The 20,621-nt window shown below is 60.3% G+C and carries 23 protein-coding genes; 14 read left to right on the top strand and 9 right to left on the bottom strand.

Annotated elements, in window-relative coordinates; all coding sequences use genetic code 11:
* Nucleotides 1-38: 38 nt before the first annotated feature.
* The 10 genes from VGF98_14945 (at nucleotide 39) to VGF98_14900 (ending at nucleotide 8,444) form a co-directional block, all read left to right on the top strand.
* Nucleotides 39-821: an enoyl-CoA hydratase-related protein gene (locus VGF98_14945; protein ID HEY1682941.1), complete on the top strand. Its 783-nt coding sequence runs from the start codon at nucleotides 39-41 to the stop codon at nucleotides 819-821.
* Entirely contained in the window at nucleotides 818-2,764 is a 1,947-nt protein-coding gene (locus VGF98_14940; protein ID HEY1682940.1) for an acetyl-CoA carboxylase biotin carboxylase subunit, read from the top strand. Before VGF98_14945 ends, VGF98_14940 begins: the two co-directional genes overlap by 4 nt.
* A gap of 3 nt (nucleotides 2,765-2,767) precedes the next feature.
* Nucleotides 2,768-3,694: a hydroxymethylglutaryl-CoA lyase gene (locus VGF98_14935; protein HEY1682939.1), complete on the top strand. Its 927-nt coding sequence runs from the start codon at nucleotides 2,768-2,770 to the stop codon at nucleotides 3,692-3,694.
* A 29-nt stretch (nucleotides 3,695-3,723) separates the two neighbouring features.
* Nucleotides 3,724-4,713, top strand: coding sequence for a hypothetical protein (locus tag VGF98_14930; protein ID HEY1682938.1), 990 nt, complete (start codon nucleotides 3,724-3,726; stop codon nucleotides 4,711-4,713).
* 200 nt (nucleotides 4,714-4,913) lie between these two features.
* On the top strand, nucleotides 4,914-5,324 hold the full coding sequence (locus VGF98_14925) for a hypothetical protein (protein HEY1682937.1): 411 nt from the start codon (nucleotides 4,914-4,916) through the stop codon (nucleotides 5,322-5,324).
* Entirely contained in the window at nucleotides 5,321-5,557 is a 237-nt protein-coding gene (locus VGF98_14920; GenBank protein HEY1682936.1) for a hypothetical protein, read from the top strand. The genes VGF98_14925 and VGF98_14920 overlap by 4 nt, the downstream gene beginning before the upstream one ends.
* A complete protein-coding gene (locus tag VGF98_14915) occupies nucleotides 5,558-6,712 on the top strand; it encodes an amidohydrolase family protein (GenBank protein HEY1682935.1) in 1,155 nt (384 codons plus the stop codon).
* Nucleotides 6,713-6,822: 110 nt separating this feature from the next.
* Nucleotides 6,823-7,857 (top strand): glycosyltransferase family 4 protein, encoded by a 1,035-nt coding sequence (locus VGF98_14910; GenBank protein HEY1682934.1) that lies wholly within the window; start codon nucleotides 6,823-6,825, stop codon nucleotides 7,855-7,857.
* Nucleotides 7,857-8,258, top strand: coding sequence for a hypothetical protein (locus VGF98_14905; GenBank protein HEY1682933.1), 402 nt, complete (start codon nucleotides 7,857-7,859; stop codon nucleotides 8,256-8,258). Before VGF98_14910 ends, VGF98_14905 begins: the two co-directional genes overlap by 1 nt.
* 21 nt (nucleotides 8,259-8,279) lie before the next feature.
* Entirely contained in the window at nucleotides 8,280-8,444 is a 165-nt protein-coding gene (locus VGF98_14900) for a hypothetical protein (protein ID HEY1682932.1), read from the top strand.
* On the opposite strand, the gene VGF98_14895 is transcribed toward VGF98_14900, so the two are convergent.
* Both VGF98_14895 and purE read right to left on the bottom strand, forming a co-directional pair.
* The gene (locus VGF98_14895; protein HEY1682931.1) at nucleotides 8,441-9,583 is read right to left on the bottom strand and encodes a 5-(carboxyamino)imidazole ribonucleotide synthase; all 1,143 of its coding nucleotides are present in this window, start codon (nucleotides 9,581-9,583) and stop codon (nucleotides 8,441-8,443) included. The genes VGF98_14900 and VGF98_14895 overlap by 4 nt on opposite strands.
* Nucleotides 9,580-10,071 carry a 5-(carboxyamino)imidazole ribonucleotide mutase gene (gene purE, locus VGF98_14890; protein ID HEY1682930.1) on the bottom strand — a complete coding sequence of 164 codons (492 nt, stop codon included), beginning with the start codon at nucleotides 10,069-10,071 and terminating at the stop codon, nucleotides 9,580-9,582. Before purE ends, VGF98_14895 begins: the two co-directional genes overlap by 4 nt.
* A gap of 83 nt (nucleotides 10,072-10,154) precedes the next feature.
* On the opposite strand from purE, the gene VGF98_14885 reads away from it, so the two are divergent.
* Genes VGF98_14885 through VGF98_14875 form a run of 3 tightly spaced genes read left to right on the top strand, consistent with a single transcriptional unit; the run spans nucleotide 10,155 to nucleotide 13,331 of the window.
* On the top strand, nucleotides 10,155-11,393 hold the full coding sequence (locus VGF98_14885) for a beta-galactosidase (GenBank protein ID HEY1682929.1): 1,239 nt from the start codon (nucleotides 10,155-10,157) through the stop codon (nucleotides 11,391-11,393).
* Nucleotides 11,386-12,519 (top strand): SDR family NAD(P)-dependent oxidoreductase, encoded by a 1,134-nt coding sequence (locus VGF98_14880; protein HEY1682928.1) that lies wholly within the window; start codon nucleotides 11,386-11,388, stop codon nucleotides 12,517-12,519. Before VGF98_14885 ends, VGF98_14880 begins: the two co-directional genes overlap by 8 nt.
* Nucleotides 12,516-13,331: a hypothetical protein gene (locus VGF98_14875; protein HEY1682927.1), complete on the top strand. Its 816-nt coding sequence runs from the start codon at nucleotides 12,516-12,518 to the stop codon at nucleotides 13,329-13,331. The genes VGF98_14880 and VGF98_14875 overlap by 4 nt, the downstream gene beginning before the upstream one ends.
* Here the strand turns inward: VGF98_14875 and VGF98_14870 are convergent, their stop codons facing one another.
* Entirely contained in the window at nucleotides 13,332-14,246 is a 915-nt protein-coding gene (locus tag VGF98_14870; protein ID HEY1682926.1) for a helix-turn-helix domain-containing protein, read from the bottom strand.
* A gap of 178 nt (nucleotides 14,247-14,424) precedes the next feature.
* Here VGF98_14870 and VGF98_14865 point away from each other — a divergent pair, with 178 nt between their 5' ends.
* Nucleotides 14,425-15,390 (top strand): hypothetical protein, encoded by a 966-nt coding sequence (locus tag VGF98_14865; protein ID HEY1682925.1) that lies wholly within the window; start codon nucleotides 14,425-14,427, stop codon nucleotides 15,388-15,390.
* On the opposite strand, the gene VGF98_14860 is transcribed toward VGF98_14865, so the two are convergent.
* The 6 genes from VGF98_14860 to VGF98_14835 form a co-directional block, all read right to left on the bottom strand.
* The gene (locus VGF98_14860; GenBank protein ID HEY1682924.1) at nucleotides 15,391-15,912 is read right to left on the bottom strand and encodes a chromate transporter; all 522 of its coding nucleotides are present in this window, start codon (nucleotides 15,910-15,912) and stop codon (nucleotides 15,391-15,393) included. It lies immediately after the preceding gene.
* Complete coding sequence (locus VGF98_14855) at nucleotides 15,891-16,541, bottom strand: chromate transporter (GenBank protein ID HEY1682923.1); 651 nt, start codon at nucleotides 16,539-16,541, stop codon at nucleotides 15,891-15,893. The genes VGF98_14860 and VGF98_14855 overlap by 22 nt, the downstream gene beginning before the upstream one ends.
* The gene (locus VGF98_14850; protein HEY1682922.1) at nucleotides 16,538-17,443 is read right to left on the bottom strand and encodes a hypothetical protein; all 906 of its coding nucleotides are present in this window, start codon (nucleotides 17,441-17,443) and stop codon (nucleotides 16,538-16,540) included. Before VGF98_14850 ends, VGF98_14855 begins: the two co-directional genes overlap by 4 nt.
* Before the next feature lie 56 nt (nucleotides 17,444-17,499).
* Nucleotides 17,500-17,889, bottom strand: a complete 390-nt coding sequence (locus tag VGF98_14845) for a DUF202 domain-containing protein (protein ID HEY1682921.1) — start codon at nucleotides 17,887-17,889, stop codon at nucleotides 17,500-17,502.
* Nucleotides 17,886-18,611, bottom strand: a complete 726-nt coding sequence (locus VGF98_14840; GenBank protein ID HEY1682920.1) for a carboxymuconolactone decarboxylase family protein — start codon at nucleotides 18,609-18,611, stop codon at nucleotides 17,886-17,888. Before VGF98_14840 ends, VGF98_14845 begins: the two co-directional genes overlap by 4 nt.
* 494 nt (nucleotides 18,612-19,105) lie before the next feature.
* Complete coding sequence (locus VGF98_14835; protein HEY1682919.1) at nucleotides 19,106-20,584, bottom strand: retropepsin-like aspartic protease; 1,479 nt, start codon at nucleotides 20,582-20,584, stop codon at nucleotides 19,106-19,108.
* Nucleotides 20,585-20,621: the final 37 nt, after the last annotated feature.

Below are 20,621 nucleotides of genomic sequence, written 5' to 3'. Positions count from 1 at the left end.
CAAGGCGCCTTCGGATGACTGGAGAATCGACCCCCGGCATGGCCGCTTCGACCCTTAACGTCAGCTTCGACGACGGAATCGCCAGGGTCGCGCTCGCGCGCCCCGACGTCCGCAACGCATTCAACGCCAAAATGATCGGCGAACTCGCCGAAACGTTCACCCGCCTCTCTGGGGCTGACGACGTTCGGGCGGTCGTCCTGTCCGGCGAGGGCAAGGCCTTCTGCGGCGGCGCCGACGTCGGCTGGATGCGCGAATCGCTGGACCTCAGTTTCGAACAGAACGCGATCGACGCGCAACGCATGAGCGATATGTTCCGCACCATCGACAACTGCCCGAGGCCGGTGATCGCGCGGGTGCACGGGGCCGCGTTGGGGGGCGGTTCGGGCCTTGCCTCGGTGTGCGATATCGTCCTGGCCGCCGACGACGCGCTCTTCGGTTTTACCGAAGTGAAACTAGGCATCATTCCTGCAGTGATTTCGCCGTTCGTCATCGCCAAGATCGGGCCGTCGAACGCGCGCGCGCTGTTTCTCACCGGCGAGCGTTTCGACGCGAAACGCGCGGTGCAAATCGGCCTCGCGCACGACGTGGTTTCGATCGACGAACTCGACGCACGGGTCGAGTTGACGCTGAAAGAGATCCTGAGCGCCGGCCCGTATGCGGTGCGCGCCGCAAAACGACTCGTACGCAACGTGCTCGACGCCACTTACGAAGAATCGCGTGAAATCACGAGCCAGGCGATCGCCAATCAACGCATCAGTCCCGAGGGCCAAGAAGGGCTGCGCGCATTTCTCGAGCGCCGCAAAGCCGGTTTCCACAAGTGATTCAGCGTTTATTGATCGCCAATCGCGGTGAAATCGCGGTCCGTATCGCGCGCGGTGCACGCGAGATGGGAATCGTCCCGCTCGGCATCTATTCCGAAGCCGACGCCGAGGCGTACCACTTGGAGTTCATGGACGACGCGCGCTGTGTCGGCCCGGCTCCGGCCACGGAGTCGTATCTCGATATCGAAGCCGTCGTCGCCGCGGGCGTCGCGATGCGCGCCGACGCGGTGCATCCGGGCTACGGATTTCTCTCGGAACGCGCGGCCTTTGCACGCGCAGTCGCGGCAGCGGGGATGACGTTCGTCGGGCCGAGCCCCGAAGCGATGGCCGCCATGGGCAGCAAGATCGAAGCCAAGCGACGGGTGCGCGAATCCGGCGTGCCGACGGTTCCCGGTTACGACGGCGACGATCAGTCGTTGGAAATGTTGCGCGCGCAAGCCGGCCAAATGGGATTTCCGGTGTTGATCAAGGCCAGCGCCGGCGGTGGCGGGCGCGGCATGCGCGTCGTCCAGAACCTGGCAGACTTCGACGATGCGTTAGCGGCCGCGCAGCGCGAAGCGCAATCGGCGTTTGGCGACCACGCCGTATTGCTGGAGAAATATCTGATCGATCCGCGGCACATCGAGTTTCAAGTGCTGGCCGACGCGCACGGCACGACGATTCACTTAGGCGAGCGCGAATGTTCGATTCAGCGCCGCCATCAGAAAATCGTCGAGGAAGCGCCGTCGGTCGCGCTCTCGCCCGAATTACGTGCGACAATGGGCGCCAGCGCTGTTGCGGCCGCGCGATCGGTCGGCTACGTCAACGCCGGAACCTGCGAGTTCATGCTCGATTCGTCCGGCAACTATTATTTTTTAGAGATGAATACGCGGTTGCAAGTCGAGCATCCGGTGACCGAGCTCGTGTACGGCGTCGATTTGGTGCATTGGCAATTGCGCATCGCATCGGGCGAACGTTTGACCATTTCGCAAGACGACGCGCGGCCGCGCGGCTGGTCGATCGAAACGCGCATTTATGCCGAAGATCCGGCCAACCACATGCTGCCGTCGACGGGGACCATCGAGCATTGGATTCCGCCGGAAGGTCCGGGCATTCGTCTAGATTCGGGCGTCGCGGCCGGTAGCGATGTGAGCGTGTATTACGATCCGATGCTCGCGAAGTTGATCGTGTACGGCAGCGATCGTGCGGCTGCGGTCGCGCGCATGGATGCCGCGCTCGACGATTTCGTGGTCGACGGCGTACGTACGAATATTCCGCTGTTATCGTGGATCGTGCGCGACCAGGCGTTTCGCGATGGCGCAACCACGACCGGGTTCTTAGCCGAACGGTTGGACGAATCGATCTTCACCAAACCGCAAACCCCGCCGGATGCGGCGCTACTGTGCTGCGCGGCGCTATTGCTCGACGGCCTGGCGCCGTGGCGCATCGCCGGCGTCGGGATGCCGATCCATTTGATGTCGGACGACGGCGCGTCGTTCGATATTTTGGCCGACGTAACGGCCGATGAAAACGTTTGGCGCTTAAGCGGATCGCTCACCGGCAAACTCCACGTTTCGACGCGCGGCACGTCGCTCGTGGCCCAACTCGGCGAGGCGCCCGAAATCGAAGGCACCGCATCGTTTGACGACGACGATGATTTCGTGGTCCAGACCGGCGGCCAGACCTACAGCCTCGCCTTCGCCGATCCGCCATCGCTCAGCGGCGCGGCGGCCGCGGCCGGCGCGTCGGCCCCCGGACGAGTTTCCAGCCCGATGCCGGGCAAGATCGTCAAAATCGCCGTTTCCCAAGGTGAGACGGTCGAAGAGCGCGCGCTCCTGGTTGTGCTCGAGGCCATGAAAATGGAACATCGCATCGAGGCCGATGCAGCCGGCGAAGTCAAAAATGTGTTCGTACGTGAAGGGGAGATCGTCAGCGGCGGAGCGCCGCTGGTGGAAATTGGATAAACCATGCTGCCGAAAAACGTAACGCTGTTCGAAATGGGTCCGCGCGACGGTCTGCAAAACGAGTCGCAGACGATTCTAGCCGATGCCAAGGTTCGCTTTATCGAGTTGCTGTCGGAATCAGGCTTAAAATGGATCGAAGCGACTTCGTTCGTCAGTCCGAAAGCGATCCCACAGCTCGGCGATGCGGTCGAAGTTTTCGGGCGGATTAAGAAAACGCCCGGCGTTCGCTATCCGGTTTTGACGCCGAATCTCAAAGGGTACGCGGATGCGAGAGCAGCCGGAGCCGATGCGATCGCGGTTTTTTCCGCTGCCTCGAACGAATTCACACGCCGTAACATCAACATGACGGTCGAGGAGTCGCTGGCGACGTTCCGGCAAGTCGTACGCGCGGCAAAAGATGACGGCGTATGGGTGCGTGGTTACGTTTCAACCGCTTTTGGTTCGCCGTTCGGCGACGAAGTAACGCCGCAAAGCGTGGTCGACGTCGCGGTCGAGCTGATGGATATGGGCTGCGACGGCGTTTCGATCGGCGACACGATCGGTGTCGGCGTCCCGTCGCAAGTCGAACAACTCGTCCCGCTGCTCGTGAACGAGATTCCGCTCGACCGCATCGGCTTCCATTTTCACGACACGCGCGGAACGGCGCTGGCGAATATCTATGCGGCGTTGCGCTTAGGTGCACACGTCTTCGACTCGTCGGCCGGCGGGTTGGGTGGCTGTCCCTACGCCCCGGGCGCGACGGGCAACATCGGCACCGAGGACGTGCTCTATATGCTCGATCAGATGGGCGTCAACACGGGCGTCGATATCGATAAGGTCCGGGCGGCGTCGCGCTACATCGCGACCGTCCTCGACCATCCGCTCACCAGCAGAACGTACCAAGCACTCGAAGCCGGCGACAAACGGGCCGCCGCAGCCGTTACGGCTTAAGAACGCCCCTTTCTCTGGAGGATCCCACTTTGTTCAACACTCGGTCTATTGCCGTGCTCGGCGCCCTCGCTTTGCTTGCCGGCTGCTCGAACGGCTCGCTCTCCCCATCGTCGAATTTGCCGGCCGCCGCTGGAGTGCAGCCTGCGACGACGCAGCACGCGAAAGGCGCCGCGATCGGCCCGAACGACTCGTTGGTCTTTTTTGCCAACGCTAAGGAGAACTACGTCGAAATCTGGGAGCGCACGAAGCCTGACTTAGTCGGCATTATCAGCTATTTACATAAGCCGGCCGGTTTGGCAGTCGACGCAGAGAATCGAGTGTACGTCGCCGATAGCGGCGATCAGAGCGTACCGGTCTTCGAGTCTCCCTACAACGGGGCGCCGATCGAAACCATCGACGATGAGGGCTACATTCCGCGCGGAGTCGCGGTGGCTGCGGATGGCACGGTCGCAGTGACCAACGAATGCTCCACGGCGAAAGGATGCCCGGCCGGATCCGGCAGCATCGTGCTGTACGCGAAGGGCAAAACGACGCCGTGCTCGACCATTCTCACTCCGGATTACACCAGCGTCGGTTTCGGCGCGTTCGATTCCGCCGGCGACTTCTATTTCGACGGTTTCGTCAAAAAGAAAGTCGTCGTGTCGATCGTTCAAGGCGAATGCTCGGGCAGTAACTACAACGAGCTGCAGTCGGATTACGGCATGGAGTATCCCGGGAGCCTACAGTTTGGCCCGCACAAGCGACTATCGATCATCGACGCCACGGCCGAAACGATCGTGACATACACGGCTTTCGCCAATGCGCTCGTAAAGTTCGCCGTAACGCCGCTCAACAGCAAGTACACGATCCAACCGACGGCCTTTGCGTTCACGAAATCCGGCAACTCGGTGTACACGGTAAATACCGGTGGGGGATCGGGCGAGCACTTCGACTTTCCGGCAGGCGGCACGTCAAAGCAGGTATACAGCCTCGGCGGCAAGCCGACCGGCGTGGCCGTCAGTCCTCCGTTTCCGTTGTAAAACGCCAGACTCCGGCGCTCGATCTCGGTCGTTCGAGCGCCGGATAATCTAGGCTAGGCACTTGAGATGTTGCTCGTCTTCGTCTACGATACAAGAGCAACTCAGTTGCTCTGTATGCATATATTTGGAAGAGTCGGCTACTTTTTGTGACCCGCGATCAGCTTGACGTTCAAGAAGCAAGACTGCAAAGCGCAATCCGCGTGCTGCGAAATAATGGCTGCTATCTGCAGGCGATCGCGCGGGCGTATTACACCGTCTACTGCACCGCGGCGTTCGCCGGCGAACTTTTCGAGATGCGCGTCGCGAACCGGCATCCCGGTCAAACGTTCTACGAGGGTCATTTTAGCCACAACGAAACGGTCGATCTGGTAAAGGCGCTGTACGACGGCCAGAACTCCGGAAACATCGAAGCCGGGAATGCGCCCGGCGTTACCGACGCGCGGCTATCGCCCTCTGAAGCCGCCAAGAGGACCAACTCATTGCAAAAGGCGCGGAAATTGGCCGATTATGGCCCTACCGACGTCGCGGAACCATTTTCGCGCGCCGAGGCCGACGAGTACCTCGCGTGGGCGGATGATATCGCCCGCGACCTGCGAAGGCTGTTGAAGTGAACGACGCCGCGCATCAGTCGAGGTCGGACGCCGAAGCGGTACTCTTCTCGAAGCTCGCGCCACTGGTCGACCTCTCGACGCTGAGAAGCTCGCGCGACGGTTACGATTATCACGTTAGCGTGCCGGTTTCGAAGCTGCACGGTGTCATGAAACTGTTGTCGGACATCGAATACGACCTCGAGCAAACGTACCACGTGCGATTGCGCGTTCTTCCCGTCCCATTTGAGGAATAAATGATCGTTCGAGCCGGACTGCTGTACGACGGAACACTAGAGCCCCCGAAGAGCAACGTCGATATCGTCGTCGCCGATGGCAAAATCGCCGAGCTTCGCGTTGCGAGCGGTGAGTGCGACGCGCGAGCGGCCTCCGTAACGCCGGGATTGGTCAACGCGCACGCGCACCTCGAAATGTCGGGTGAGGCGGACGTTATGGGTGCGATTGCGTCATCGACGCCCGGCCAGCGGCTGCTACGAGCCGTCGCCAACGCTCGCAAGAGTTTGGCAGCCGGCGTGACGACCATTCGAGATCTCGGCAGCTCGAACGCGATCGCGCAAGACATCCGCGACGGCACTACGGCCGGCACGATCGACGGCCCGCGCATACGAGCTGCCGGCGCGGTGTTGTGTATGACCGGCGGACACGGCTGGTTTCTGGGACGCGCCGTCGATTCTCCGTGGGACGCGCGTAAAGCCGTGCGCGAGCAGCTGTTAGCCGGTGCGGATTGCATCAAGCTGATCGCGACCGGCGGCGTGTTGACCCGCGGCGCCGTGCCGGGCAATGCGCAGCTTACACCCGACGAGCTCACGTCAGCCGTCGATGAGGCGCATCGCCACGGAATGCGCGTTGCTGCGCACGCGATCGGGACCCTGGGTATCAAGAATGCCTTGCGCGCCGGTGTGGATTCGATCGAGCACGGGCACATGCTCGACGATGAGGCCATCGCGCTATTCAAGGAACGGGGTACGTATCTCGTGCCGACGCTGAGCGCACCGACTTGTATCCTGGCACACTTGGAAGAGGGTCATCAGCCGCAGTTCGTCGTCGATAAGGCCCACATCGTGAACGAGGCGATGCTCGTCAACATTCGCAAAGCCTACGAAAACGGCGTGCGCATCGCCGGCGGTTCGGACGCCGGCACGCCCTACAACATGCACGAGAACTACGCGTACGAAGTCGAGCTGATGTGGTCGCTTCTCGGCATGACGCCGCAGCAAGCATTGCACGCCGCCACCGCCGTCTCGGCCGAGTTACTCGGTTTGCACCGCGGAATCGTAGCGATCGGCGAGCCCGCCGACATGCTGTTGCTCGACGGCGACGCCGGACAGGATGTCCGCGCGCTGCAGCATCCAAAGCGCGTCGTCAAAGCGGGCGAGTTCGTACGCGCATAAGGCACGGCCTCGAAGGCCTTAAACTCGCGGTACTCGGATCGATCTCGTGGCCGTCGCCGCCGCCGGGCTACGGCCCATGGGAGCAAGTCGCGTTCAACATTGCCGATGGCATGCGCCGGCGTGGACTCGACGTCACGCTGTTCGCGACCGGCAACTCGACGTTCGAAGGCAAGCTCGCGTCGATCGTCCCGGTCGGACTCAACCAGGATCCGGCGCTTTCCGGCGACGTCTTCGGCGCGTTGCACATTGGCGAGTTCTTCCGTCGCGCGCACGAATTCGACCTGATCCATAACAATTTCGATTGGAAGCCGCTGACCTACGCAATGTCGTCGGGACTGCCGACCATGATTACTACGATTCATGGTTTTTCGTCTCCGCAAATCCTCGCGGCGTACTACGACGCCGCATGGCGCAGCTTCTTCTGCTCGATTTCGGATTCCGATCGCGATCCCGGTTTAGACTATCTCGCGACGACGTACAACGGTATCGACCCGAGCCTGTTTACTTTTCGTGACACCCCGGGCGACTATCTTGTATTTCTCGCTCGCTTCCATCCCGAAAAAGGCGCACATCTGGCGATCGAGGTTGCCAAGCACGCGGGCATTCGGCTCAAGATGGCCGGCATACCGCAAGACGAGAATTATTTCAACGAACAGGTCGCGCCGCATATCGATGGCGACGCGGTGCAGTTCATCGGCCCGGTCGAACGCGAAGCGCGCGACGAATTGCTTTCCAACGCGCTGGCATTAGTTCATATGACGACGCGACCCGAGCGGTTCGGCCTCACGTTGATTGAAGCGATGGCGTGCGGAACGCCGGTTCTCGGCGCGCGCATGGGGTCGATTCCCGAAATCGTCGTCGACGGCGTGACCGGCTTCTTGTGCGACAACGTTGAGGATGCCGTCGCGAAGGCGCCCGGCTTGGCAAAGCTCAGCCGGCGCGCTTGTCGTCAGCATGTCGAAGCGACGTTTTCGAACGAACGAATGATCGACCGATATATCGCCGCCTACACCGAGGCGATCGCTCTGGGCGCACCGCCGGAACCGGATCACCGGACGCTCGCCGCGCGCAAACACGATTGGTGGGATCGTCCGCAAGGGTACACCGATATTCCGGAAAAGCCGAAATCGCTGAAGTTCTCCTGATGCCGGATCGTGACTATTCGCATCGCTCCCTCTTCGACAAGCTCGGTGTTCGGGCAGAACATCGCATCGCGCTCGTCGGCAAGCACGACGCAGCGTTCGTTCGAGAGCTCGACGTGCGCCTTGCGAAATCGGCCTCTCCTCGACTGCGTGCCCGGTACGATATCATCTTTCTGAAGGTCGACCGAGTCGAAGACCTCGACGGCATATCGGGCGCGGCAGAGCATCTCGAAATGAACGGCATGCTCTGGATATTTCACCCCAAGGGTCGCGGCGCCGATCCAAAAGACGTCCAGGTTCGCGCTGCCAGTTTCGCCGCCGGCCTGATCGATAACAAGATTAGCGCGTACAGCGAAACGCATACCGCGACCCGATATGTCATTCCGGTCGAGAACCGTTCTTAGCAGCGCACCAAGGAGGATTCAATGAGTTCTGACGATCGATTGATGGGATATTTTACGACGTTTCCGTTTCTGATCAAGTCGTTTTCCGTCGTCATCCTCGTCGTTCTACTCGGTATCGCGGTGCAAGCAGCGGCCGCGCAACATCGCCTGCATAATACCGCCAGCTCGAGCGTAACAACCCCTTAATTCGTCCAACGAAGTTTCGCGTGCGAGGCGCGAGCCTTCCCGATCGCAGTATCATCGAGCGGGCCATCGACCAGCATCGTAAAGTGACCCATCTTCCGTCCTGCGACGGCGTGGCGTTTGCCATACATGTGCAACACGATCGTTGGGTCCGACAATAAGTCGGTCACGCCGCCGAGGCGATCGCCGTTGCCGTCGCCGAGAATATTCATCATGATCGCATTCGACAACAATATTGGCGGCGACAGCGGCAGATCGCAGATCGCGCGCACGTGTTGCTCGTATTGGGAACACTGCGTTACGTCGATGGTGTAATGGCCGCTGTTGTGCGGCCGCGGCGCGATCTCGTTCACGAGCAGCTTCCCATCTTCCGTTAAGAAGAACTCCACGCAGAACGTACCGACGAGATTCAATCCACGGCCGATCGTCGCGGCCATTTCTTGCGCGCGCGCCGCGATCGCTGCCCCGATACGGGCCGGCGCGATCGTCATCGACAGAATTCCGTGCCGGTGTTGGTTCTCGCCCACCGGATACGCGACGACGTTGTCGTGCTCGTCGCGCGTCGCGACGACGCTCACTTCACAACGAAACGGTACGACGCGCTCGAAAATCAGCGGCGCACCTTTCGCTTCGGTAACCGCAGCCTCGGCCTGCGTCAAATTCTCGACGCGCCACTGGCCCTTACCGTCATAGCCGCCGCGAACCGTCTTTAGAATCGCAGGGAAACCAACCGTCGCAATCGCGCTCTGCAGATCGGCCGCAGCATCCACGCTTTCAAACGCCGTCGTGCCGATGCCGCACGACCGAACGAAACGCTTTTCGAGCATACGGTCCTGCGTGATGCGCAGCACCGAACTCGAGGGCGAAACTTTGTGCCCGGAATTCTCCAGATGCTCGACCGACGAAATCGCGACGTTTTCGAATTCGTACGTCACGATATCGCTGCGACGCCCAAGTTCTTCGATCGCGCCGAGATCGTCATAACGCGCGACGATTTGCTGGTCGGCGACTTGTCCGGCGGGCGAACGCTCTTGCGGGTCGAGCGTTAGTACGTCGTAGCCCATGCGCTTGGCGTCGACCGCAAACATGCGGCCCAGCTGGCCGCCGCCGATCACGCCGATCGTTTGTATCGGGTCGGTCACTCGGGGGTCGACGACTTCGCCGTTTCGTGCATGCGCGCCATGTAGGCAGCGAGCTGTTCCGCTACCGCGGGATCGCCGAGCGCCACGATCCGCGCGGCAAACAGCGCGGCGTTAATTGCTCCGCCGATCGCCATCGTCGCCACCGGAACGCCGGGCGGCATCTGCGCGATCGACAACAACGAATCGACCCCGTTGAGCGCCTTCGACTGCACCGGTACGCCGATGACCGGGACCAGCGTCTTGGCCGCCGTCATGCCGGGCAGATGCGCCGCACCGCCCGCTCCGGCGATGATCGCCAGCAGCCCGCGCTCGGCGGCCGAGGCCGCGTATTCGAACATTTCATCCGGCATGCGATGCGCCGACACCACGCGCATTTCACAGCCGACGCCCAATTCGTCGAGGGTTGCGCGCGCCGGCTCCATGATTTCCCAATCCGACCGGCTGCCCATGATAATTCCGACTCGAACGGAGCCTCGCGAATCTGCCATTACGACGCGCTTCGCCCCGCCGCCGAATCCTCCATGCCGCCCATGCAGAGGCTCGGGCGCCGAACGCGAATAGCGCTCGCGGCATGTCGAAATTCGTATTAGGCATCAACTACTGGCCGTTGCACAGCGCGATGTACGCCTGGCGGCAGTTCGACCGCGGCGAAATTCGCGAGGACATGGAGCGCATCCGCGACCTCGGGCTCGACGTCGTGCGCTTCTTCATAGATTGGGATGAGTTTCAACCTTCACCTAACTCGATGAATGCCAATGCGCTGAGAAACTTCGACGCCGTGATGGACGCGGTTGCAAGCGCGGGCCTCACAGCGATGCCGACGCTGTTTTGCGGGCACATGAGCGGGGTCAACTGGCTGCCGTCGTGGTCGCTCGATCGCAACACGCCGCACGGGCGCTTCCGCACGATCTCAAACGAGAATGAATCGTATTATGGAATCGGCGACTTTTACGCCGATCCAAAACTGCTGGCTGCGCAACTCGTCTTCGTGAAAGCCGTCGGCGAACGCGTGCAAGACCATCCAGGCCTGTACGGTTGGGATCTCGGCAACGAGTTCAGCAACCTGCGCGAGCCCGCGTCGCCCGAAGATGCTGCCGCGTGGAGCAAACAACTATCGGAAACGCTGATCGAAGCGTCAGGCGGCGGATGGGTTACCGGCGGCATGCACGGAGAGGATTTAGAACGCGACCGTCACCTGCGACCGTCGAGCATCTCACTTCCATGGGAAATCGCGACGATGCACGGCTATTCCGTGTACAGTTCGTTTTCACGCGGCCGGCTGGATCGCAACGTCGTGCCATTTCTGGGCGCTTTGCAAGGTTCGTTTACCGGAAAACCATTGCTGTTCAGCGAGTTCGGCGATCCAACGTGTCCGGCAAATACGGTATCGCCCTACGATCGGGTGCCGCTACCCGGAGAACCCGGATATGGGCAGAAAAAAGAACTGCCTGCCAATGCTGCCGGCTTTGCATGCCTGACCGAAGAGGAGATGGCGTCCTACGCCACCGACGTGCTCGACCGTCTGCACGCGCGCGGAGCCATCGGCGGTTTTTGGTGGTGTTGGGCCGACTACGATCCGAAACTCGCGACGCTGCCCCCGTTCGATCAGGCACCGCACGAGTTGCATTTCGGCATCGTCCGCTCGGACGGATCGCTCAAGCCGGTCGCTCACGCATTGCAAGCCTTCGCCGCGCAACAACGCGAAGTAAAGCCGGCCGAAGCGCCGATCGCCGCCGAAGCCGAGTACTACGCATCGTTGCCGAAAGGCATGTTCGACCTGTATCGCGAGTATTGCGACACGCATGAATAACCGAACGCCCACGCAATCGCGGGTTCTCATCGTCACCGGCGCAAGTTCCGGTATCGGGCGCGCACTCGCGCTCTTAGCTGCAGACAACGGCTTTGCGATTGTCGCCATCGCACGACGCGCCGAACGCTTGGCCGAACTGCGCGATGCGATCGTGCGTGCCGGCGGATCTTGCACGACGGTCGCCGCCGACGTCACATCTCCGGAAACGGCGCGCAAGATCGTCGATACGGCGATGCAGGCATTCGGGCGCATCGACGTCGTCGTCAACAATGCGGGTGCGGGCGCGTTCGGGCCGCTGCTCGAGCAAAGCGAGGCCGCCACCGATTATCAGTGGCAGCTGCACGTCGCTGGTCCTCTGCGTCTGGCGCGCGCTGCCTTCCCGCAGCTCGAGCGGAACCGCGGACAGTTGCTGTTCCTCGGCTCTGGGTTGGCACGCGTGCCGTTACCGTCGTACGGAGCATATGCTTCGGCGAAAGCCGCCGCGCGTGCCGCAGCGATTCAACTCAGGCGGGAACTGCGTGGCTTCGGCGTCGCAGTCACCTACGTCGACCCCGGTTTAGTCGACACCGAGTTTCATATCGCGATGGGCTCGAAGGTTTCGTCCAACGTACCGGCCGTTTCGCCACAGCGCGTCGCGAGAGCGATTCTCCGTGGCATCCGTCGGCGCAGTCCGGTGGTCAACGCGGTACCCTTACAGACGTTGGGAGTCATCGCCCTCGAATTGCTCGCCGCGTCGATCGACGGGGTACTTTCCAAGATGCCGGCCACGCCGAGCGACGACGCTGCAACGCCGGCGCGACCGGCACCCGCCCCCCAACCAGAACCTGCTGCCGTCGCCCCGCCGGTGGCCGCCGAAACGCCGAAAGCGCAGACCGATCCATTCGAAGCCGCGCTGGAGCCAGTCGCCCGGCGCATGGAACGCGTGAAGCTCTCGCCAACCTTCGTGCGGGACGCCTTGAACGGGTCCGGCGACGTGGAGTTGAACGAGCTCGCGATGCGCTGGGCGGGCATGCCGAACAAAAACGAACGCGCCGCGTTGCACGAAGTGCTCGATGCATTGACGACCGCGGGTTACTTACAATCGACAGGAGACGAAACGTGGAAAGTCCTTCGCACCGCCGGATGAGCGGATGGCTCGGCTGGACGTTGGCCCTCGCGCTGACGCTACCCGCCGCCGCATCGGCGGCCGCCGCTCCGCAAAACGGAACGTTCGCGCTGCTCGGTGGCACCGCGCAGATCGCTTCCAAAATGACCACGAAGGTAATTGGTGGTGAAACGCACGTGAACATCAAGCAATATGCGACCGGCTCGACGGCCGCGCTGATGGAGTACGACGTCGAAATGCAACGCACGATTCACATGGTCGTGGTGCGCGACGACTTCGCGACGTTCGACCATCTGCATCCGTCTTTCAACACCAGCACCGGCGCGTTTCTCGAAACGATAAAAACCGAGCCCGGCCATCGCTACTACGTCTACGCCGACACGCAACCCAAAGGTCTCGACCGGCAAGTCTTCCGTTTCAACGTTGGTTCGAGCGCAGCTCCGACGATGGGCGTCATGCATCCGAACTTCGCACCGTCGGCCTTGACCCTCAGCGTTGCGCCGTATACGGTCGCGATTTCGAAGGTCACGTTTGCCGCCGGTGCCGAGCACACGCTGCACCTAACCATCGACGAAAACGGAAACCCCGCGAGCAACCTCGGACTCTATCTCGGCGCCCCTGCGCACATCGTATTAATCAACACATCGACCCTGCAGTACGTGCACGTGCACGCCGAGGTCAAACAGGCCAGCGGTATGGCGATGGCCGTCGCCGGACCCGAGATGTCGGTCGACCTTCCCGCGCTACCCGCCGGCACGTACAAAATGTGGATCGAGTTCCGCGGAGCGCACTACGGACTCTACACGGCACCGTTCACGCTCGCCGCCCAGTAGCTACCCGTCGTCACCAAGAAGCGTTTGTGAGGGTGCCTCGCCGAACATGATGCGGTAGTCGTGCGCGAAATGACCCATGTGGCTGAATCCCCAGTCCATCGCGAGGTCGATGACCCGCGTCGCTCGCGCGTCCGCTCGTAGCAAGGCGCTCCGAACCGCACTAAGACGCAGCCGCTTTAAGTAATCCATCGGACTGTATCCCATGATCGCTTCGAACGCATTGATGAGCGAACGCGACCGCATTCCGCAGGCGAGACTAAGATCCAAGAGCGTCACGGTTTCGTCGATGTGTTCGCGCATATATCGTTCGCAGGTGCGAACGGCGGCGTAGCGTCGATTCAAGCAATGCGATCGGTCGACGGCATGTTGGTCGATCTCGTCAAGCAACGTCGCGAGCATCGGCACGAGCATTCCGGTCGCCGCAGGCGGCGGGCCACCTTGATGCGCGGATACGAATTTGATCGCGGCGCGAAAGGCTGCCGCCGCAACGGGGGTGTTCGTCACCTTGGCGTGCGCGAGTTTTTCGATCAAATTGCTCGCGTCCAACGAGCGGGGACACGTTAGATGCAACTCGGGTTGGTCGACCGCGATACCGAACAACGTGATGGCGCCGGTCGTACGGATATCGACTTCATTCCCAAGCGCCAGCGTAGCCGCATCAAAAAGCGATCCGCGCCAGCGCGCGTCGGTTTTCGATTCGACGGCCATCACCCCAGACCGGTGGGGCGCGACCTGCGCGTACCCGTGGAAGGCCAGATTAATATCGCGCGTAGAGATCGTGAGTGGCCCGACCTGAAACACCCGAAACGCGACGTCAAGCTTACCTGGCTGTAGTTGCTCCCAAGTAATCGACGAGGGAACGGTTGAAACCATCCTCGATTGGTCGATGAAGCGCGTTTTTTCGATGGTTTTCAAGCTACAAACAGCTCGGGCACTCTAGCGGCGGCCTACCCTAGCTAGTATAACTTCTCCTGCGACGATGTCTGTTCTATTATGAATGGACTGCCCGCGGTCGCCGTTTGCCGTATCCGGATTGACGCCGGCGTAGCTGCGGCTTTACATTCAGCGAGTAATGTTCGGAAATACAACACTCTTGCGTCGCCGCGCCTATGGCATGACGGCAATCGCGCTAGCTTGGGCGTGTACGTCGCCCCCGGCACTCGCTCAGACGCCTCAGGCCGCGCCGCCGGCATCGCCGGCACCGAGCGCGTCGCCTGCGAGCATTGATCTCAATTCGCTAACTCCCGAGCAGCAAAAGGCGCTGCAGTTAGCGATCATCAAGACGTCGCAAAATCCAGTCGGCAACATCACGGTCGTTCCGTTTCAAAATAACTTTAATTACGGCGTCGGGCCGTACACGCGGTTGCAATACAACCTCAACATCCAGCCGGTTTTCCCAATCATGTTGAGCACCAGCTGGAATCTCATTTCACGCACCATTATTCCGATCGTCAATCAACCGTCGGCCGCGCCACCGGCGGTTTGCGCGACCCCGCTTCTCGGGTGTCCATCGACGATCGGGCTAAGCGACGTGCAGCAACAGTTCTTCTTCGCACCAAAAACCAAGCCGGGTCAAATCATCTGGGGTGTCGGACCGATCTTTCAAATTCCCACCGCGTCGCCAAACACACTCGGCTCGGGAAAATGGTCGGCGGGACCGGATGCCGTCGTCTTGATCATGCCGGGTAAATGGGTTATCGGCGCCCTGGGCACGCAACTGTGGTCGTTTGCGGGCCTACCGAATCGTGCGAACGTGACCTCGAGTCTCGTTCAACCGTTCGTCAACTACAACCTCAAGGATGGTTGGGCGTTATCGACGGCACCGATCATGGCCGTTAACTCGACCTTGCCGGGCACGAAATGGACCGTGCCTGTCGGGGGCGGAATCGCAAGGACGTTTAAGTACAACGATCAGCTGATGTCGGTCGGCCTCTTGTACTACACGAACGTCGTACGCGCGGCCGGCTCTCCGCAAACGACCCTACGCGTTTCGTGGAGTTTGCTCTGGCCGGTGAAGCGCGGCATCGACATTCAGCAATTGCTGCAGGAAGCGAAGTAGCTACCGAAGCGCGACGTACCCGACCACGGCTCCGCCGAGAATAAAGTACACCGGATTGAATTTTGTGCGCATGACTAACGCGAAGGTCAGGATCCCTAAAACCAGCGTCAGCCACCCAGTGATTGCGGTTTTGCCGAACGTGATCAAACCCCCGACTGCCAAACCGATCGCCACCGGCCCGAGCCCTTTTTGAATAGAGTTGCGCCACGGCCAGTTCGCAAGCTTGTTCCATAAACGGCTTACACCAAACGTTAGAATACCCGTCGGCACGAAGAACGCAACGGCGCAGATTAGCGCACCAAGCGGACCGCTCACCATCTGCCCGACTTCAGCCACCATCATCATGTTGGGGCCGGGCGACATCTGACCGGTGCTGTACACGTGCGTGAGCTGTTCGGCCGTCAACCAGTGATGCGTGCCGACGATCAGCACTTTCATCTCCGGGAACGCCGCCATGCCGCCGCCGATCGTCAACAGCGACAGATAGGCGAAAACCCGAGCTAATGCAGGGAGCTGATCCATTCTTCTTCCTCTTGTTCCGGAGTCTCAGGTTTTACGGCCGCCTTGGGAGGCCGATGGATGAAGATCGCAAGTCCGCCAACGGCCAGCAACGTAATCGGCACGCCCCAGTGGAAGTAGTTCACGCCTAAGATCGCTGCCATCACGAGAAATGCGTCGTAAAAACCCGTCAACGACTTTTTGCCGATCTTGAACCACGTGGCCCCGATCAGTCCGACCGCAGCGGCAGCGACGCCGCGTAAGGCGGCCGACGCCAGCGGCCGCGCGTGCGCCTCGGCGTACACCATTCCGGCGGCCGTCATAAAGAAAAACGCCGGCAAACACATGCCCAGCAACGCCACGGTCGCGCCGGCGAGGCCGGCCAGCCGATCGCCGGCAATAATCGCCATGTTGGTTGCATTGAGGCCTGGCAACGTGTTGCTGATCGACGTCATTTCGAGGAACTCGATGTCGTCGAACCACTTCTTTCTTTTGACGAGCGCATCGCGCAGATACGCGACGACACCGCCGCCGAAACTCGTCGCGCCTATCACGAGAAACGTGATGAAGATCTCCCACACCGAGGCTTTGGGCCGAGACGTCGCCGGCGACGTCGCCGGCGTCGTCGCCGCGCTCGTCTGTGCGACGCTCACTCGTGGCCTTGCGGGGCGTTGCCCTTGAGCCGGTACACGAGGCCGGTCTTCGTGGTGCCAAGAAACAGCCACCCGGCCGCGATCAGCTGCAATTTAATGAAGAACTCTTCAACGCGCTGCTTGGCGATCTCGTGGACGTCTTCACGCCGGTCGAACTTCGTCTGATACGCGAATTCACCGCACATCACACTATGATCGCCGAGCGAACGCCACAACGAGATGTTGGCCTTCGATACAATTCCCTTGCCGAAGTTCAACATGCCCAGATCCAATAGCACTTCTTCCACGAGCGTGGAATTGACGAGCTCGACGTTGCCTTCCATCTCGCCGATGAGACCTGCCAGCGCGGGCAGACCGCGTGCGATCGTTTTCAAATTCGTGCGGTCGCCGGCACGAACGGAGCTTAACGGGAAGATACAGTTGTGCGCGTAGAGCAGCCGATAGCCGCCGATCTGGTCTTTGAGCGGAAGCGCTTCGGACTTAAACTTCACTCGATACGGGCCCGCGATATTCGGACGCACGTCGACCGCTGCCGCAGCGTTCATGTCGGAGCTGCGGTACTTGAACACGATTTCCGGATCTTCGATCGGAAAGCCGTCCTGATATGCGGTTCTACGCCGGAGTATGAATGAGTTGTTGTAGAGCCGGAAGTCGGCGGTGTCGACGAACATCACTTCACGGATTTTCGGACGGGCCTTCGTCAAATCGAACGCTTCATACGAAACGCCCTTGACTTTCGTACTCGCCTCCGCGACGAGATCGCTAAACGATTTGAAGCCGCGAACGCTGTAGAAAAACTCCGGCTTCAAGATCAGCTTCGCATCGAAAAACTGTACGCGATCTTGCGGGTTGCCGTCGGCGTACGTCAATGCTCCGTCTTCTGTAACGGCCTTCGATTCCATCAACAATCCTCCTTAAGCCCGTGTGCCCCGCACCAGGCGAACTTCCCTTCGAAAGGTCAGACGCGCAAAAGCACGATCACTAATGCGAGAACGCCGAGCGCCGCCACTAGGAAGCCGACCACTGAGGCCATCGACACGCTCTTAACATCGGGATATAGCAATTTCGTCAATTTGATCTCGTGTTGCCGTTGGATGGCCGCGAACATCAACGACAACAAGCCGATCGCGATGAGCGCTAGAGCGAAAATGCGCGGGCCGAGGTATGACACGTGGGCGTGCCCGGCCCCAGTGGGGATTCCAAAAAAACTGTAGATCGCGAAACCGAAGGTAATGAGCGACGTTGCAGTTCGCACCCACGCCAAAATCGTTCGATCTGCGGCAAGCTGCGTCCGATCGAACGCCAGTTTCGTCGATTGATCGAGCTCCTCGCGGACGGAATCTTTCAACTAGCGAGGCCGCCTGCGAACGTCGCGGCTTCCTCTGCCAGGATAGGCACGCCGAGATACAGCGCGTCCGCACCTTGCGAAACACACAACTTGAGCACGGTAATGATTTCTTCGGGCGTCGCGCCGAGAGCGAGCGCGGCTTTCATGTGCCGCCGCACGCCGGGCGCATACATGTGCGAGATCGACGCATCGAACGCAATGCTGATGAGTTCGACGAATTTCGGAGTAAGAATTCCACCCGTGCAGAACCCCGCACCGGCCGAAACTAACGCGTCGGTCCAACTCGGATCGAGGTCGAAGATCGAGTCCCACGCAGTATTCCAGTTTCCGTTTGCCTTCACTTTGTCGCAGGCCGGCGTTGCAAACTCTTCCGTGCTTCCGAGCGTTTTGCCGGCGGCCGTCGCCTCTTCGATGAGGATCGGTGCGCCTAAAGTCATCGAATGCAATGCCACGATTGCCGCCATCTTAAGCACTTCGAGAATCTCCGCCTGCGTGGCGCCGGCGCGGAGCGCCGACCAAATGTGACGGCGCAATGCAGAGCCGTCCAGGTGGGTGATCGCGGCGCTCAGCCCGACGGCGATCAGCTGATATTCTTTAGCCTGCAGCGTGCCGCTCAGCCATGGATTGACGGTTAAATTGGAATACGCCTCGGTCCAGTCGGAATCGAGATCGCGAAGCAGGTCAAGCGAACGCGCCCAGCCGGCTACGCCCCGGTTATCCATGAAGAAAGTTCACCTCGTGTTGTGCGCCGCACCCATCGTACAGGGAGATTGCGTCTGAGGCTATCCAGAAATGGCAAGGCGAACGGATTGAGCCCGAACCGCGTTAGCATTTTGTAGGGCCCCTCGACGAGCGGCGGAGCGGGCGTGCTACGCTCGACCGCCGCTTGACCTTCTCGCGAGTCGGACGTGGCTTTCGCGCCCTCTATCAGAATTGAACTAAGTCTAGTTCAGTCGTTCACGTTTCGGTAATGCAGTTTCCGCACAGTTTTGAGCGATCTTGCTCAAAATTGTGTATAACTTCCGAGGCGGACTGTCCTCGGGTCGTCTCAAAAGGCGAACGCTCGGGAGTAAACCGTGCTCACATGTGCGACGGCGACGCGGGATCGCAAGATGCGCCGGCTTTTCACATTGCCAAAGCATGAACGAGTGGACTTAGTCTAGTCCGAATTGCACAGGCTGCCGTACCGCCCGCAAGCGCACTTCGCCGGCCCCCGCTAGTTCTTGTTGGGGGTTAGAAACATGCGTCCATGCGGATAATCGAACACGTAATCGAAGTGTTTGAGGAAATCAAAACCCAGCAAGGCGTAGTTTCCGCCGACGCAGCAAGGCTCCCAACTTCCAACCATATATTGAATCGGACCCAAGGTGAGCATCGTCGGGTTGAACGAGCGCTTACTCACGAGCTGATCGCTAAACAGAATATCACTCGGATTGCCGGTATCGAGTATGGCGTTCACCTTCATAGATGTATCCAGCGTCATCGGCACGGTGAGCTTTCCATCCGACAGGTCGACGAAAATAGGCAGGCCTTTCATGCCCGATAAATCCGTGCTTGGGTCGAGGATCGACATCGTCGAATCGTACACGTTCAGTTTTACGATCGCGCCCGCGAAGAAATCGGTCCCAATGAGACCAGCATAGCCCTTCGCATCTAATCCTGAAGAATCGCCGGATTCAAAGTTTTCCGAATAGACGAACACGTTCTGTAGCGTCGCGTTTCCAAAATTGATTGTGCTCGCTTTGCGAAGGCGGTCCTTCGTCATTCCATAGACGGATGCGACGTCCGCCGTGCCCTTCAGCACTTCGACCTTCGCCTTGTCGGCGAAATTGTCGTTAAGGTAGATCGAGTCGGCTCCAGTGTCCAAAATGAACGTACCTTTCACACCGTTGACCGTTGCGTCGACCAAGACGCGGTCGTGCGTCAATGTGATCGGCACAGGCTGGTCGGACGAGAACGTCCAAGACGCCGTAGCCTTCGGCGGGTGCAGCTCTTCGGCAGTAACATCGGCATTGGGCTCAAATTTTACGTTGGTGTTCAGCTCGTCGCTGTCGTCTACGCGGTAGGATGCGACCATCTTCTTTCCCGAAACGACGTCGCCGTACGAAACGATGTGATACGCGGTCTCGTAGGCGCCATCCGGGTCGATGACTGCCTTGACGTACGCCCCCGTTGTTGGGTCGATATAGAGGTCGATCGGATCGCCGAAAACCATCGTGACGCGCACGACCGGATAGCTCTTGCCGTCGACGTTCTTATTGCCTTGAAACGAGCCCGGGAGGCCGCTCGTGCCTTCTTGCATCAGCATTGAATATGAGGCCATCATCTTTGCGGCTTCGCCGTAGATCGGCATCGTAAAGCCGTTTTCGAAGCACTGCCAGAAAACGGAGCCCGTGAAACCGCTATGGAGCGCGACATTGCTCTGTTTAAGCATCGTGTCGGTTTCGTGAAATGCTAAGCCCGCCGAACTGAACGCAACGTCTTCGAGCTTGTCCCCCTTTTTGTCGGTTACCGTGCTCGCGATACGCATCGTCCGGAACGTTCCGTCGCCGAACTGCCATCCGACGTACGCATGATGCTTTTCCAACAGTTGCTGCGCTTGCGGATCGATTTTTTGGTCTTCGGCCCGCGCGGCGGTTGCAGACGTCGCTAGAAGAACTGCGACGGCCAAGAACAGCGAACCAAAACGCTTCACGAGAGCTGCCTCCATAAGAATACTGGCGCTCGCTAGC

The organism is Candidatus Tumulicola sp., from assembly GCA_036490475.1.
Taxonomy (GTDB): Bacteria; Vulcanimicrobiota; Vulcanimicrobiia; order Vulcanimicrobiales; family Vulcanimicrobiaceae; genus Tumulicola.
Note: the sequence above shows the minus strand (reverse complement) of the source record. Positions and strands in the feature narration are given on the sequence as shown.

Coding starts and splice junctions, on each gene's coding strand:
- VGF98_14905 (HEY1682933.1), top strand. CDS start 7,857: ATGCCGGATCGTGACTATTCGCATCGCTCCCTCTTCGACAAGCTCGGT.
- VGF98_14840 (HEY1682920.1), bottom strand. CDS start 18,611: ATGGATAACCGGGGCGTAGCCGGCTGGGCGCGTTCGCTTGACCTGCTT.
- VGF98_14875 (HEY1682927.1), top strand. CDS start 12,516: ATGAGCGGATGGCTCGGCTGGACGTTGGCCCTCGCGCTGACGCTACCC.
- VGF98_14850 (HEY1682922.1), bottom strand. CDS start 17,443: ATGGAATCGAAGGCCGTTACAGAAGACGGAGCATTGACGTACGCCGAC.
- VGF98_14910 (HEY1682934.1), top strand. CDS start 6,823: ATGCGCCGGCGTGGACTCGACGTCACGCTGTTCGCGACCGGCAACTCG.
- VGF98_14945 (HEY1682941.1), top strand. CDS start 39: ATGGCCGCTTCGACCCTTAACGTCAGCTTCGACGACGGAATCGCCAGG.
- VGF98_14860 (HEY1682924.1), bottom strand. CDS start 15,912: ATGGATCAGCTCCCTGCATTAGCTCGGGTTTTCGCCTATCTGTCGCTG.
- VGF98_14900 (HEY1682932.1), top strand. CDS start 8,280: ATGAGTTCTGACGATCGATTGATGGGATATTTTACGACGTTTCCGTTT.
- VGF98_14935 (HEY1682939.1), top strand. CDS start 2,768: ATGCTGCCGAAAAACGTAACGCTGTTCGAAATGGGTCCGCGCGACGGT.
- VGF98_14915 (HEY1682935.1), top strand. CDS start 5,558: ATGATCGTTCGAGCCGGACTGCTGTACGACGGAACACTAGAGCCCCCG.
- VGF98_14885 (HEY1682929.1), top strand. CDS start 10,155: ATGTCGAAATTCGTATTAGGCATCAACTACTGGCCGTTGCACAGCGCG.
- VGF98_14880 (HEY1682928.1), top strand. CDS start 11,386: ATGAATAACCGAACGCCCACGCAATCGCGGGTTCTCATCGTCACCGGC.
- purE (HEY1682930.1), bottom strand. CDS start 10,071: ATGGCAGATTCGCGAGGCTCCGTTCGAGTCGGAATTATCATGGGCAGC.